This is a genomic window from Ruegeria sp. CH5 (assembly GCF_056537025.1).
Map to the genome: position 1 here is coordinate 26,530 of NZ_JBQFQT010000007.1, position 14,597 is coordinate 41,126.

At 55.7% G+C, this 14,597-nt stretch carries 13 protein-coding genes and 1 pseudogene; 12 read left to right on the forward strand and 2 right to left on the reverse strand.

What is annotated here, in order from left to right; translation table 11 throughout:
* The first annotated feature begins 1 nt into the window (after position 1).
* The 3 genes from ACR0JC_RS17790 to ACR0JC_RS17800 all read left to right on the forward strand — a co-directional run bounded on the left by ACR0JC_RS17790 (position 2) and on the right by ACR0JC_RS17800 (position 3,827).
* Entirely contained in the window at positions 2-790 is a 789-nt protein-coding gene (locus ACR0JC_RS17790; RefSeq protein ID WP_170343506.1) for an SDR family NAD(P)-dependent oxidoreductase, read from the forward strand.
* A gap of 78 nt (positions 791-868) precedes the next feature.
* A complete protein-coding gene (locus ACR0JC_RS17795; RefSeq protein ID WP_170343505.1) occupies positions 869-1,717 on the forward strand; it encodes an enoyl-CoA hydratase/isomerase family protein in 849 nt (282 codons plus the stop codon).
* Positions 1,718-2,279: 562 nt separating this feature from the next.
* Positions 2,280-3,827, forward strand: coding sequence for an arylsulfatase (locus ACR0JC_RS17800; RefSeq protein ID WP_170343504.1), 1,548 nt, complete (start codon positions 2,280-2,282; stop codon positions 3,825-3,827).
* Positions 3,828-3,890: 63 nt separating this feature from the next.
* Here ACR0JC_RS17800 and ACR0JC_RS17805 read toward each other — a convergent pair whose 3' ends face one another.
* Positions 3,891-4,130 (reverse strand): hypothetical protein, encoded by a 240-nt coding sequence (locus tag ACR0JC_RS17805; RefSeq protein WP_170343503.1) that lies wholly within the window; start codon positions 4,128-4,130, stop codon positions 3,891-3,893.
* A 96-nt stretch (positions 4,131-4,226) separates the two neighbouring features.
* Here ACR0JC_RS17805 and ACR0JC_RS17810 point away from each other — a divergent pair.
* Positions 4,227-5,027 (forward strand): annotated as a pseudogene (locus ACR0JC_RS17810) (sulfotransferase domain-containing protein).
* Between the two features lie 133 nt (positions 5,028-5,160).
* Here ACR0JC_RS17810 and ACR0JC_RS17815 read toward each other — a convergent pair.
* Positions 5,161-5,940, reverse strand: coding sequence for an MOSC domain-containing protein (locus tag ACR0JC_RS17815; protein WP_170343501.1), 780 nt, complete (start codon positions 5,938-5,940; stop codon positions 5,161-5,163).
* A gap of 398 nt (positions 5,941-6,338) precedes the next feature.
* Between ACR0JC_RS17815 and ACR0JC_RS17820 the strand changes: the two genes are divergently transcribed.
* The 8 genes from ACR0JC_RS17820 (at position 6,339) to ACR0JC_RS17855 (ending at position 14,589) form a co-directional block, all read left to right on the forward strand.
* On the forward strand, positions 6,339-7,658 hold the full coding sequence (locus tag ACR0JC_RS17820; RefSeq protein WP_093965439.1) for an ABC transporter substrate-binding protein: 1,320 nt from the start codon (positions 6,339-6,341) through the stop codon (positions 7,656-7,658).
* A gap of 79 nt (positions 7,659-7,737) precedes the next feature.
* Positions 7,738-8,685 (forward strand): carbohydrate ABC transporter permease, encoded by a 948-nt coding sequence (locus ACR0JC_RS17825; RefSeq protein WP_170332156.1) that lies wholly within the window; start codon positions 7,738-7,740, stop codon positions 8,683-8,685.
* Entirely contained in the window at positions 8,682-9,620 is a 939-nt protein-coding gene (locus tag ACR0JC_RS17830; protein WP_010442361.1) for a carbohydrate ABC transporter permease, read from the forward strand. Before ACR0JC_RS17825 ends, ACR0JC_RS17830 begins: the two co-directional genes overlap by 4 nt.
* Complete coding sequence (locus ACR0JC_RS17835) at positions 9,617-9,805, forward strand: hypothetical protein (RefSeq protein WP_170343500.1); 189 nt, start codon at positions 9,617-9,619, stop codon at positions 9,803-9,805. The genes ACR0JC_RS17830 and ACR0JC_RS17835 overlap by 4 nt, the downstream gene beginning before the upstream one ends.
* Before the next feature lie 2 nt (positions 9,806-9,807).
* Positions 9,808-10,905 carry an ABC transporter ATP-binding protein gene (locus ACR0JC_RS17840; protein ID WP_170343499.1) on the forward strand — a complete coding sequence of 366 codons (1,098 nt, stop codon included), beginning with the start codon at positions 9,808-9,810 and terminating at the stop codon, positions 10,903-10,905.
* Positions 10,898-11,890 carry an ABC transporter ATP-binding protein gene (locus ACR0JC_RS17845; RefSeq protein ID WP_170343498.1) on the forward strand — a complete coding sequence of 331 codons (993 nt, stop codon included), beginning with the start codon at positions 10,898-10,900 and terminating at the stop codon, positions 11,888-11,890. The genes ACR0JC_RS17840 and ACR0JC_RS17845 overlap by 8 nt, the downstream gene beginning before the upstream one ends.
* 10 nt (positions 11,891-11,900) lie before the next feature.
* On the forward strand, positions 11,901-13,523 hold the full coding sequence (locus tag ACR0JC_RS17850) for a dihydroxyacetone kinase subunit DhaK (protein ID WP_170343497.1): 1,623 nt from the start codon (positions 11,901-11,903) through the stop codon (positions 13,521-13,523).
* Between the two features lie 7 nt (positions 13,524-13,530).
* The gene (locus ACR0JC_RS17855; RefSeq protein WP_170343496.1) at positions 13,531-14,589 is read left to right on the forward strand and encodes a LacI family DNA-binding transcriptional regulator; all 1,059 of its coding nucleotides are present in this window, start codon (positions 13,531-13,533) and stop codon (positions 14,587-14,589) included.
* Positions 14,590-14,597: the final 8 nt, after the last annotated feature.

Sequence of the window (14,597 nt, forward strand, 5' to 3'; positions counted from 1 at the left end):
CATGACCAAGACCATTCTGATCACTGGCGCAACCGATGGTATCGGACTGCTCACCGCCAAGAAACTGGCCGCTGACGGTCACCGTGTTCTGTTGCACGGGCGGAACTCTGCAAAGCTGGAGGCAGCCGCCCAGGAGGTTGGAGGGCAGCCGGAAACCTACAGCGCCGATCTGTCCGACCTATCAGCCGTGAGGTCGTTGGCGGAGGCCATCCGCTCCAATCACGACCGGCTGGATGTGCTGATCAACAACGCCGGCGTCCTGAAGGCTCCGCAGACCACTCTCGAAAACAGTCTCGATATCCGCTTCGTCGTGAACACGTTCGCGCCCTATCTGCTGACCGAACTTCTGCTTCCGATCATTCCCAAGACTGGCCGCGTCGTGAACCTGTCCTCGGCCGCCCAGGCCCCTGTGGATGTGGATGCTTTGACCGGCAAAACGCGATTGGCCGATATGGGCGCATATGCGCAAAGCAAGTTGGCAATCACGATATGGACGCGCGAACAGGCCCGCGCCCTGCCCGATGGACCGGCGTTGATCGCGGTCAATCCGGGTTCGTTGCTGGCGTCCAAAATGGTCAAGGACGGTTTCGGAGTCGCCGGCAACGACCTCAACATCGGCGCCGACATCCTGATCGACGCCGCACTTAGCGATCGGTTCGCGCAGGCGTCGGGCGCCTATTTCGACAATGACGGCGGTACATTTGCAGACCCGCACCCCGCAGCGCTGAAGTCCGAACACGCTGCCGACGTCATGAAGGCCATTCAAGACACTATCCGCCGATACGGCTAAGCCGGGCGCACTCCCGCGCCCTGCCAATCCATGCAAACCCTCGCATCTTTGATGGCGAGAACAGGAGAGGACTGTCCAATGAAATACGAAAATTTCCAGACCTTCGACGTCGCGGTCGAGAATGCAATTGCCACCGTGACGTTCAACTTCGGAGCGGTCAATGTTCAGGGCCAGGAGATGCTGGCCGACCTCAACAGCCTTGCGATGCGGCTGGAGCGGGACCGGGAAACCAAAGTGGTGATCTTCCAGTCTGCGAACCCCGAAATCTGGGTCTGTCACTACGATACCGAGTTGCTCAAGGATCTTTCGACCGAAGCCGTCTCGCGCGAAGACGCCCAGCTGCTGGACCTGCAGTCCGTGTGCGAACGGCTGAGCAAGGTCCCGCAGGCAACAATCGCAAAGCTTGAAGGCTTCGCGCGTGGCGGCGGACACGAACTCGCACTCGCGCTGGACATGCGTTTTGCGGCACGCGGGAAGTTCAAGTTCATGCAGATGGAAGTTGGCATGGGTATCCTGCCCTGCGGCGGCGGAGCTTCGCGCATGGCGCGCCAAACTGGACTTGGCCGGGCATTGGAAATCATCCTGAGTGCGCAGGACTACGATGCCGACGATGCCGAGCGCATGGGCACCATCAACAAGGCGCTGGATCCCGACGAAATCGGTCCCTATGTCGATGCTCTGGCCAGGCGCATTGCCAAGTTCCCCGCCGAATCCATCAACGCGTGCAAGCAGATGGTCTACGAATCCATCGACAAACCTATTTCCGAGGCGTTGAGAGCCGAGGCCTATTGGCTGTACCAGGCGACAAGCAAGACGCCGGCGGTCAAACGCTTTCGAATTGCCGATGAACAAGGTCTCGAGCATGATATCGAGAACCAGCGAAACTGGAACGAACTGGTCATGAAGGTGCAAGAAATCACCAACTGAAGACTGCACTTGATCCGCTGGAATCGGTTTCGGCGGATCATATCCCGCAGCCGGTTTGGGCGTTCCGACGGCAAGGGGGCGGAGGCACGCAGGTCGCCATCCTGCGGTTGTCAAAGAATTCATACACCCATGTTCCGAAGCCGGCGATAGGCCAAAGGATAGACGGCAGCAGCACCGACGGCCGGGTTGATCAACGGTGCGCGGCACTTTTCGGTCGCCAACGCACGGGATCGAATGTGCCGGAACGACCGACAGGCTTACTGAACACACACCCCAAAAAACGTTCAGCAGGCCGTTCTTTGCTCCAAAAGCAGAAGAAGTGCTCCAGAAACCGGATTGGCGTGGCTCCGAGGTTCGGTGCAACTCGTCTTGATCAACCACGCCTTAAAGCGCGGAGAAAAGTTTCGGCCGGCTCGTAAATCAAAGCCATCGAAGTCGATCGGATCTCTTGGATCACTTGCGCGTTTCCGCCCGAAATCCCGAAAGCCGCAAGAACACCGACAAAACCGCCAAATTTGTGGTAGGTTACTCGGTATTAACAAGAAATTTTGGGAGGACGAAAATGAAATACAAAACAAGATCAACAATAATGGCGGCCTTGTTTGCTGCAGCTGCCACAGCCGTTTCCGCACAAGATGATCCCCCCCTGAACTTCCTGATTATTTGGGGAGATGACATTGGATTTTGGAATATCAGTGCCTACAACCATGGCATGATGGGGTATCAGACACCCAACATCGACCGCATAGCCAAAGAAGGCGCGCTATTTACTGATTGGTACGGTGAGCAGTCCTGCACCGCAGGGCGAGCGGCCTTTATTACAGGACAATCTCCCATCCGCACGGGTTTGACCAAGGTCGGCCTACCCGGCGCGCCCGAGGGCATGCCCGTCGAAGACCCAACCATCGCCGGGCTGCTCAAAAACCATGGTTACATGACTGGCCAGTTCGGCAAAAACCATTTGGGTGACCGTGACGAGCACCTACCCACAAACCATGGTTTCGATGAGTTTTTCGGAAACCTTTACCATCTCAACGCAGAAGAAGAGCCCGAAAACCCTGACTACCCCAAGGATGAAGCCTTCAGGGAAAACTTCGGCCCGCGCGGGGTGATCAAGTCGACCGCTGATGGCTCGATCGAGGATACCGGGCCGCTTACGAAAAAGCGCATGGAAACCGTTGACGAAGAAGTCACGGCCAGCGCGTTGGATTTCATGGACAGAGCCGTCGAACAGGACAAACCTTTCTTCCTTTGGTGGAACTCCACCCGCATGCACATTTTCACGCATCTGAAGGAAGAGTCCGAGGGAGTGACGGGACTTGGAGTTTATCCCGACGGCATGGTCGAGCACGATGGGCATGTCGGCGTACTGCTTGATAAACTTGATGAGCTCGGTATCGCCGACAACACCGTCGTGATGTATTCAACCGACAACGGAGCGGAGACGTTCACGTGGCCAGATGGCGGTACGACACCCTTCCGCGGTGAGAAAAACACGCAGTGGGAAGGTGGCTATCGCGTCCCGACGGTCATCAAGTGGCCGGGCGTCATCGAGCCGGGATCGAAGGTCAATGGCGTAGTATCGCATACGGACATGTTGCCTACCATTCTGGCAGCGGTCGGTGAGCCAGACATCAAAGAACGGTTGCTCGATGGTGGCGTTGAAGCGATCGGTCGCCAATACAAGGCCCATCTTGACGGCTACAATCTTCTGCCGTCGCTCTCAGGTGAAACGGATGAGTGGCCGCGCAGTGAGTTCATCTATTGGACCGATGATGGTAGCGTCGCCGCCTTGCGATACGAACAGTACAAGGTGACATTCCTGAAGCAGAATGCTCATGGGCTTGATGTATGGCTCTCACCGTTTGAAGTCTTGCGCGCACCGATGCTGGCAAACCTCCGCAGCGATCCGTTCGAGCGAGCCGAGGAAGAGAACGCTATGGGATACCAACGCTGGTTCCTCGAGCATATGTTCGCGATAGCACCGGCCTCCGCCTTCGTTGGGCAATGGCTGCAAAGCTTCGAGGAGTTTCCGCCAAGGCAAAAACCCGGCAGCTTCAACCTCGACAACGTCATGGAGGAACTCACAAGCCGTGCCGGGAACCAATAGCACCAACGGGACGCCGTGAGCTGTGTTGGACAGTCTAGATTCGCAGACAACTGTTCGTCGAATTCAGGCTGGTAAATCATCCCCTTGGACTGAAGACCAGCGCAGTCCAAGGGAAGGGATGAACGGCGGCTTGGTTCCGTTTTGCGGATATTGAGCGCTGCTTGCTGGACAGAACCCAGAGCGGTTGTTGGAATAACGTATAGGTGCTGCTCCGCTCTCGTTCTGTTGCCGGCCGAACTCAACAAGGCAGCAACTGGCTTTTTGGGCTTTCTGCCATGAGAACCAGTCGCCTTTCACTTTCATTCCACTTTTCCTGAACCAATTCGCACAGAGGAGTTTTCAGACGTGAAAAACCGAAAGCTCTACCTTGGCCCCCTGACGGACAATAGACGCTGGGATATGGTTCGTATCCGCTCCGATGATGTGTTCGTAGTGACACCTCCGAAATGCGGCACGACCTGGATGCAAACCATCGTATCGCTGTTGTTTTCTGGTGATCCCGAAGTTGAAACGGAGTTGTCCGTGAAGATGCCGTGGGTAGACATCCGAATCCGAGAGATGCCTGAAGTCGCAGAGCGGCTCGAAGCCATGCAGCATCGACGCAGCATGAAAAGCCACACACCGATGGATGGGTTACCCCTGGATGATCAAGCACAGTAAATCTGCGTTTTTCGTCATCCCCTCGATGCGCATTTCTCGTTTCGCAAACACATCAGAAACATTCCAATGACCTGGTTTGACACCTGGTATCCCGAGAACGATGAAGAAGGTATCACATTCCGTCGTTTTCTGGACGGCGGGGCGGAAGGGTTCGATACCGATGCGATGCCACTGGCCCACATCATTCGGCATTACAAAGCCGCTGCAGCGCTTTCCAATCGGCCGAACGTATCGCTTTTTCACTACGCAGACATGACCCGGGACTTGAGAGGAACGTTCTTCAGGCTGGCTGACATTTTGGGCACGACCCATTCAGAGGCAGTCATGGATCAATTGGTTCAAGCTGCGACCTTCGACAATATGAAGGACAAAGCAGAACGCTATGCTCCCTCAGGTGGCAAAGGGTTCTTCAAGTCGGATGCCGAGTTTTTTCACAGCGGAACGAGCGGCAAATGGCACGGAAAACTGACGGCGGAAGAACTGGCAAGCTACGACGCGATGATGGATGCACACCTGGATCCCGAAAACCGAGACTGGTAGGAATATGGCTCTCAGGGGAGCTTCGCTGCGTAGATATCGCCACCCCGGGCGAACCAGCAAAAACCGAAGACCTTTTTCACGATTGAATATGGAACAGAGGTTTCCCCAGGTCGCCAATCTGAGGGGGCGGCATTCAGGCAAGCATTTCCCCGGGTTGGCCGACACTTAGGGTTCCGCCTTTCGTCACCTCGACATAGACTCCCATATCCACGTGCCCCATCAACTTCCTAATAAGATAGGGTATTTTCAAGTCGCGCTCGGCCGTATCCGGGTTCACTTCAGTGGCCGCACACCTTTTCGTACGCGATAGTATCTTCAACTCAACATCGCCAAATCTCAGAACTGATCCAACTGCATCCAACTCGGAAAACGAAGGCAAGCCGTCTATCTCGATATTTGCGCGGAATCGCGCTGGCTGGATCTCTGCGTTCAGTTTTTCACCCAACTCTCTCACCGATGCACGATTAAGAACGGATATCGCGTTCATCATTTTTGGTGAGACGACGGACACATCCGTAAACCGATGAGGAGCAGACGAGACGAATTCCGGCAATTCGGGATCTTTCAAGTCGATCTCTGAAGACAGGAAACTTGCCGCATCCGTCCGGTCTTCTGGTGTTCGCATATTGAAGCTTTGCGTTTTGCCGTTCGCTTTGATCTCAAGATCTTGGGTCTCAAAATCAAAACTCGTCTCGACGCCTGCCAGCGCTGCCTCATTCAACAGAACAACAAAGCGATCTTTCGGCAGTGGCTGAGGGTTCTGTGGGTCGAATCCGGAGTTGTAGCGCGCAAATCCGAACAGGCGATCACCCGGGATCCCCTCCCCTGCCCGCAGCGTCACGGTTTGCATCGGCTCGGCACTCAAGCCTTTGATTGGGTACCGGTTCAATCTGACGATAGAGAGCGTATTCATACGTCTGCCCCTGTCCAACCGAGTCATGCACGATCCAGAGTGACCCGTGCCGTTTGCACGCTATCTCCAATCCTCAAAGGTATCGACCGAATAATCCGCTAGAGCTTCACAAGCGGGTTCCAAAATCCGGTGGCCGCTTGATGGCCGTGATTGTGAGCTGGGCCACTTTTGGCGGGTGCGGCCCTTAAATGCCTCACTGCTGAAAATACATGCACACCGACCAAATGGAATAAAATTACATTACATCAGTGGTTTAAAGGAGCACCAATCGTCAACCACCGTCCGCTTGAGGTACGAACCTCAAAAATATCTAGACTTGATGTGCGTACCTCAAATAGCCTTGGAGGTATGCCGCGATTCGCACATCCTCGATTGACGGCGAAAAAAGGGAGGAATGGATGACTTACACAAAACTGGCCTCGGCCAGCGCAATAGTCCTTGCCGCTACTACTCTTTCCACCAAGGCGAATGCTGAAGATCTGACGCTTTGTTGGGCTGCATGGGACCCGGCCAACGCGCTTGTTGAGCTTTCAAAGGAATTCGAAGCTGAATCCGGGCATACGATGAACTTCGAGTTTGTTCCCTGGCCGAATTTTGCGGATCGGATGCTGAACGAGCTGAACTCTGGGGGCAAGCTCTGCGACTTGTTGATCGGTGACAGCCAGTGGATCGGCGGGGGCGCTGAGAATGGCCACTATGTCAAACTGAACGACTTCTTCGATGCTGAAGGCATCAGCATGGACGATTTCGCGCCGGCCACCGTCTATGCGTACTCGACCTGGCCCAAGGGCACGCCGAACTACTATGCGCTGCCAGCGATGGGCGATGCGAATGGCTGGTTCTACCGCAAGGACTGGTTCGAAAACCCCGACATCCAAGCCGCCTACAAAGAGGCGACGGGTCAGGATCTTCGCGAGCCTCAATCGCAAAAAGAACTCCTGCAGATCGCGCAGTTCTTCCAAGGTCGTGAGATCGACGGCAAGACTGTCTATGGCGCAGCCATCTTTACCGAGCGCGGCTCGGAAGGGATCACCATGGGTGTGACCGGAGCGCTGTATCCTTGGGGCTTCAAATACGAAAACACGCCGGGTTCCTATGACATGGAAGGCGCCGTGAACTCGCCCGAAGCGGTTGAAGCTCTGGAATTCTACAAGGAATTCTACGAAACAGCGACGCCTCCGGGATATACCAACTCTTACATGGGTGAGAGTCTGGACGCCTTTAAGTCCGGTCAGGTCGCCATGGCGATGAATTGGTTTGCGTTCTTCCCGGGTCTTTACGCCGATCCCAATACCGGCGGAGACAAGATCGACTTCTTCGTGAACCCACCACAAAATCAGGCAGGTTCGACACTGGGCGGACAAGGTATCTCGGTTGTCAGCTACTCTGACAAACAGGACGCCGCACTTGAGTACATCAAGTGGTTTGCACAACCGGACGTTCAGGCCAAATGGTGGGAGCTCGGCGGCTACTCGGCCCATAACTCCGTACTGGAAGATCCGGGTTTCGTTGACAGCCAGCCGTTTGCCGGTGACTTCCTGGAAGCGATGGCCGGGGTGCAGGATTTCTGGCAGGAGCCTGCTTATGCGGAACTGCTGCTGGCGATGCAGAAGCGCATCCACGACTACGTGGTTGCGGACCAGGGCACCGCTCAAGAAGCGCTTGATCTTCTGATCCAAGACTGGACCGAAGTCTTCGAAGACGAAGGCAAGCTGTAGTCCGGACACAGGCAGGAGCGGGTGCAAACCCGCTCCACCTTCACCCGTGAGTCCTAAACCAACAAGAGCTGGCAAAGAGATGTCTGACAGGACCGTAGATCGCGTTGCGCAGGCAACGCCCGAGCGAGTTGCGCGAAAAATCCGAGGATTATCCGACCGTGCGATCGCCTGGATTTTCATCTCACCAACGATTTTTCTTTTGCTGGCGATCAACATCTTTCCGTTGATCTGGACCATCCAACTGAGCTTTACCAACTACAAGGCCAACCGGATCGGGCGCGAAGTCAAAGACGTCGGGCTCAGGAATTACGAACGTATCCTGACTGACTCAGACACCTGGCTGAACATGCAGGCGACGGCGCATTTCCTGTTCTGGACGATCTTTTTCCAGGTCCTGATCGGGTTCACGCTGGCGTGGCTGATCAACAAGAAATTCAAGGGCAACGATCTTTGGACCACGATCATCGTGCTGCCGATGATGCTGTCCCCGGCCGTCGTCGGGAATTTCTGGAAATTCCTGTATCAGCCTCAAATCGGCCTGTTCAACTACATCGTGTCCTGGTTCACCGGCAAGGACCCCTCAAGCTTTGAAATGCTGGGGTCGGTCACTTTGGCCCCTTGGGCGATCGTGATCGTTGACACCTGGATGTGGACCCCCTTCGTGATGCTGATCTGTCTGGCCGGGCTGCGCAGCATCCCCGACTACATCTACGAGGCGGCTGAGATCGACAGGGCCAGCAAGCTGCGGCAGTTCTTTACGATTACCATTCCGATGGTGCTGCCGTTCCTGATGCTCGCGGTGCTGTTTCGAGGGATCGAGAACTTCAAGATGTTCGACCTGGTTGTTCAGCTGACAGGCGGTGGGCCGGGATCTGTAACGGAACTCACCTCAATCAATCTCAAGCGAGAGGCGTTTGAGAAGTGGCGGACGGGCTACGCCTCGGCCTATGCGATCATCTTGTTCGTCACCGTGTTCGGCCTTGCGTCGATCTACGTCAAAGCCCTGAACAAGGTGAAACAGCGATGAGCAGTTTTTCGGTCACTGAACCTTCGAACCGGTCCAAATGGATCGCAGGCTTCCTGGTCATCACTTATGCGCTGATCACGATGATCCCGCTGGTTTGGATCTTGCTGACTGGCTTCAAGTCTCCGGCCGACGCGATCAGCTACCCGCCCAAAGTGGTCTTTGACCCAACGCTCGAAGGCTACGTAAACCTTTTCACCACACGCACCAGGCAGACGCAGGAGTTTCTGGAAGCCAACCCGCCGCAGAACTGGGCCGATGAGATCGTCCGCCAATACGACATGGTGATCGTTGGGCCCTCCAAGTTCGGCGAGCGTTTCATGAATTCGGTCATCATCGGATTTGGCTCGACGTTCTTGAGTATCTTCCTCGGCACGCTGGCCGCCTATGCGTTCAGCCGATTTAAGGTCCCGCTCAAGGACGACCTTCTGTTCTTCATCCTGAGTACAAGGATGATGCCCCCGGTCGCTGTCGCCATCCCGATCTTCCTGATGTTCAGAAACCTTGGGCTGAGCGACACGCATCTGGGAATGATCCTGCTCTATACAGGGGTAAATATCTCTCTGGCGGTTTGGTTGTTGAAAGGGTTCATCGACGAAATCCCAAGAGAGTACGAGGAAGCCGCCCTTATCGATGGCTACACGAGGTTTCAGGCTTTCTACAAAGTGGTGCTGCCGCAAGCCGCTACCGGAATTGCGTCAACTGCGATCTTCTGCCTGATCTTCGCCTGGAATGAGTACGCGTTTGCCGTGCTGCTGACATCTGCGAATGCACAGACCGCACCGCCGTTCATCCCGACCATCATCGGTATTGGCGGCCTGGACTGGCCCGCGGTGGCGGCCGGCGCGACGATCTTCCTGATCCCAGTCATGATATTCACCATCCTGATGCGCAAACATCTGCTGCGCGGGATCACATTCGGAGCCGTACGCAAATGAGCGAGTTTCTTTCCGGATTGGTGCGGCTCCGCCGCGGCCCATGGGAGATGGTCGCAACCATCCTCATCGCACTGGGTGTCTTCATGCTGATGCAGCCCTTTGTCCTTTGGGCCTTCACTTATTCCTTCATCGTCACGCTGATCGGAACCGTCATGTTCATCATCGTCAGCCATTTCCCGGAGTAGAAATGGCCCAGATCGTAGTCAAAAACGTAAAGAAGATGTTCGGCGATTTCACAGCTGTCCGCGAAAGTTCGTTCACGATTGAAGACGGCGAGTTTTTCATGCTGCTGGGCCCCTCCGGTTGCGGGAAAACGACGACGCTGCGGATGATCGCGGGATTGGAGCTTCCTACGTCGGGCGAAATCTATCTGGACGGCGAAGAGATCAGCCAGCGGCCGCCATCAGAGCGGGACATTGCCTTCGTGTTCCAGATGTTCGCGCTGTATCCCCACATGAACGTGCGCAAGAACATCAGCTATCCGCTTATTTCGCAGGGCATGCCGCGCGCTGCTGTCAAAGCCAAAGTAGAGGAAGTCGCGGGAATACTAGGGATCAAGGACATCCTCGATAGCCCGGTAGGCGGTCTTTCAGGTGGCGACAGGCAACGCGTGGCGCTGGGGCGCGCAATTGTTCGCGAACCCAAGGCGTTCATGATGGACGAACCTCTTGGCGCTTTGGATGCCGAGTTTCGTGAGCACATGGCCGAAGAATTGCGCGCGCTCCACGATCGCATGGGCGCAACCACTGTTTATGTCACACATGACCAACTGGAAGCCATGCAAATGGGCGACAAGATCGTTGTGATGAACAACGCTGTGATCGAGCAATTCGGCACGCCTCAGGAAATCTACGACAAACCGGCCACAATGTTCGTTGCGGATTTTATCGGGTCTCCTTCGATGAACTTCCTGTCGTTTCAAGGAAAGGTCGCGCCTGGCTTGGAAATGGTACGGCTGAATGGCCATGACGAAGCCGTGCCCAAACTGATGGAAGGTGCGGAAGGTGACTTGGTTTTCGGCGTTCGACCCGAGCATGTTTTTCTGTCGGATGCCAGCGCCTACCGAGCCAAGGTCCTGGCCGCAGAATATCTTGGAACCACCCAGATCGTGACGCTGCAAAGCCCGAACGGAGAGTTGAAAGCCCGGATTGATGCACGCGAAACCGTCAATCCCGGCGAGACGGTCGGATTGGAATTCCGCTCGTCTGCAGTGACCCTTTTCGAAAAATCTACCGGACGCGCGTTGAGGTCCGCACTGAACGACGAGGTACTGAGCAATGGCTGAAGTCGTTCTGGAAAACATTTCGAAGTCATTCGGCGACATCAAAGCGGTGGATGATATCTCAATGACGATCCCCAACGGCGCCTTTGTGGTGTTGTTGGGTCCAACGGGCGCGGGAAAAACTACAACGCTGAGACTGATATCCGGGCTTGAGAAACTGGATTCAGGCACAGTTCGCATTGCCGGACGCGATGTAGGGATGGATACACCCGCCCAGCGCGACGTGGCGATGGTCTTCCAGCAATACTCGCTGTACCCGCATATGACGGTGCGTGAAAACCTGTCTTTCCCTCTGCGGTCGCCGATCCTGAAGACGCCAGAGGATGAGATCGCGAGGAAGGTCAAAGAAGTCTCGGAGATATTGCAGATCCCGCACAAGCTGGACAACAAAGCCACCGAATTGTCCGGCGGCGAAATGCAGCGTGTGTCGATAGGGCGGGCGCTGGTGCGCGACCCCCAGATCTTCCTGATGGACGAACCGCTCAGCTCTTTGGACGCCAAGCTTCGGGCGGATTTGCGGGTTGAACTGAAAAGAATTCAGGCCGACCTGGGATCAACCTTGCTTTATGTGACCCATGATCAGGTGGAAGCCATGACAATGGCCACGCATATCGGCGTTTTGGAAAACGGCAGGCTGGTTCAGTACGGTACCCCTCGCGATATCTACGAAAATCCCGGCAGCGTTTACGTGGCCAGCAGGTTGGGTCTGCCACGGATTAACATCCTTCCGTCCGAGTTGTTCGGAGGCGACCATAAAGGTCCGCAGATTGGTCTTCGCCCGGAAAACATCATTGAAGGTGAAGGCAGTGAGGCGCGCGTGATACGCGCCGAGCATCTGGGCGATCAAACACGACTGCACCTGGACCTAAACGGTCACCCGGTCGTGACGTTGATAGATGTCCACCAGGACTATCCATCTGGAAAAATTATAAAAATCCGCCCCCACAACCCATTGTATTTTGACGCGTCCGGCGCGCGGGTGAATTAAGGAGCAAAGCATGGCCCAGTTCCTCAACACAAAAGAAACTCTGGTAACAGATGCCATAGACGGACTACTGGCCTCCTCTGGAGGGAGGCTTACCCGGCTGGACGGCTACCCGCATATCAAAGTTGTCTACAGGTCGGATTGGGACAAGTCGAAGGTGGCGTTGGTGTCCGGTGGAGGGTCAGGTCACGAACCCGCCCATGCGGGCTTTGTTGGCGCCGGTATGCTGACGGCCGCAGTCTGCGGCGAAGTGTTTGCGTCCCCGTCTGTCGAGGCGGTTCTGGCGGGCATTCTTGCAGTCACGGGTGAGGCTGGGTGCTTGCTGATCGTCAAGAATTATACCGGTGACCGGCTGAACTTTGGGCTGGCCGCTGAACGCGCCCGTGCATTGGGTCGCAAGGTTGAGATGGTGGTCGTCGACGACGACATCGCCCTGCCCGACCTGCCGCAACCACGTGGCGTGGCAGGCACGTTGTTCGTGCACAAAATCGCCGGAGCGCTTGCGGAAAACGGTGCTGACCTGGACACCGTTGCCAAAGCAGCCAGTAGCACCATCGAAAAAGTTGTCAGCATCGGTATGAGCCTGGACACCTGTACCGTTCCGGGATCTCCGAAAGAAGACAGGATCGCACCCGGCAAGGCGGAACTTGGCTTGGGCATCCATGGCGAGCCGGGTGTGCAGCAAGTCGAGTTCTCAAATGCCGTCTCGGCCATGTCCACAGTGGTGGAGAAACTGAGGCAACGGCTTGGGGCTGGGGAATGTGTGGCGTTGGTCAACAACCTCGGCTCCACGACTCCGCTGGAAATGGCTGTCCTAACACACGCCTTGTCCGAGACCGGTATAGCCCACCATATCATCGGCCCGGCCCCCATGATGACATCGCTGGATATGCACGGGTTTTCTGTTTCCATTCTCCCCGTGGATCAGGCCGATTTGTCAGCTCTTGAAGCACCTGTTGATCTGGCCGCGTGGCCCAGGGTCAATTCCATCGACCCGATCAAAGTGGCACCATTGCCTGACGGCCTGACGCCGATCGATCCAATTCCTTCGAACAATCCCACCACAAGGGAAACGATCTCGCGCGTGTCTGAACTCCTCATCAACGCTGAGAAGAACCTGAACGAACTGGACGCGAAATCCGGTGATGGCGATACAGGAAGCACATTGGCGACGGCCGCAAGAGCGCTGCAAGGCAGCCTGGACCGCATGCCGCTCGCTGATTTGACTCAGCTGTTTCCGGCGTTGGGCAATGAATTGAGCCAGACTATGGGTGGCTCCTCCGGTGTGATACTTGCAATTTTCTTTAACGCAGCTGGTGATGCATGTGCCAATGGGGCAACCGTAGCCAAATCCCTGGAAGAAGGCCTGAAACGCGTCAGCCAAGTCGGAGGCGCCAAGGTCGGCGACAGAACTATGATTGACGCCTTGGCACCCGCGCTTGCCGCTCTCCCATCGGGGTTGACCCATGCCGCACATGCCGCCCGCGAAGGTGCAAACAATACAGCCAAAATTCGCCGTGCGAAGGCGGGCCGAGCAGCCTATGTTCCCGAAGAAAACCTAGTTGGACATAACGATCCCGGCGCTGAGGCCGTTGCCTTGTTATTCGAGGGCTTGGCTCGGGAGCTTGAGGGCTGAAGAACACGTGGCAGACCAAAAACAAAAACTAGAATTGGTGAAGAAGCCAACCGTCAATGACATCGCGCGGGTTGCGGGCGTCAGTCTTGCGACTGTGGACCGGGTCTTGAACAGGCGCCCCGGCGTGCGCGCAGTAACCGTTCAGAAAGTACAAAAGGCAATTGATGAACTGGGGTATGTGCGCGACACCGCCGCGGCCAACCTCGCACGAAACCGGGTTTACAATTTCCTTTTTGTTTTGCCGGACACCGACAATGAATTTGTGGAAGCGATCAGCAACCAGATCGCAGAGCAATCCCGTGACCAGTTTATCGAGCGGACACGCATTACGATCAAAAGGGTCGCTCCGTTTGAACCGCAGGATATCGTCAACATTCTGGATGCTGTCGATAGTTTGGATGTTGATGGAGTTGCCGTTTTCGGACCCGAAACGCCTTCTGTTCGCGATGCCGTGAGACGGCTCAAGGACAAAGGGGTTCCGGTGGTTGCCTTGGTGTCTGACCTGCCGAGTTCCGAGCGAGACCACTTTGTAGGAATTGACAACGTTTCCGCAGGACGAACCGCCGGTCAATTGATGGGGCGTTTCGTGCATCGGGAAGGCAAGGTCTTGGTTCTGACTGGCTCTCGTTTGGCACGTGACCACCTAGAGCGTCGCCAGGGCTTTGATCTTGTTGTGGCCGAGGAGTTTCCGCATCTCGAGGTCGTGGCGTCTGTTGAGGGCCGGGATGACCCGGATCTGATTTACAAGATGATGCCCGAGATCTTCGAAACCTATCCGGATCTGGTCGGAATATACTCGTCAGCAGCGGGCAATGCCGGCCTTATTCAGTTCCTTTCGGAAAACAAGCTCAGCAAGGATTTGGTGATCATAGCGCATGAGCTGACTCCGCTTAGTCGAGAGGCTCTGAGGCTTGGCACGTTTGACGCTCTGATCTCGCAAGACACCGGGCACATTGTTCGTTCAGCCGTCCGTCTTCTGCGTGCGACTTCAGACAAAGTCCCATTCAACAAAGCGCAGGAACGTATCCGTATCGACATCTATCTGAGGGAAAATTTACCGCCATAGCGGCTTAG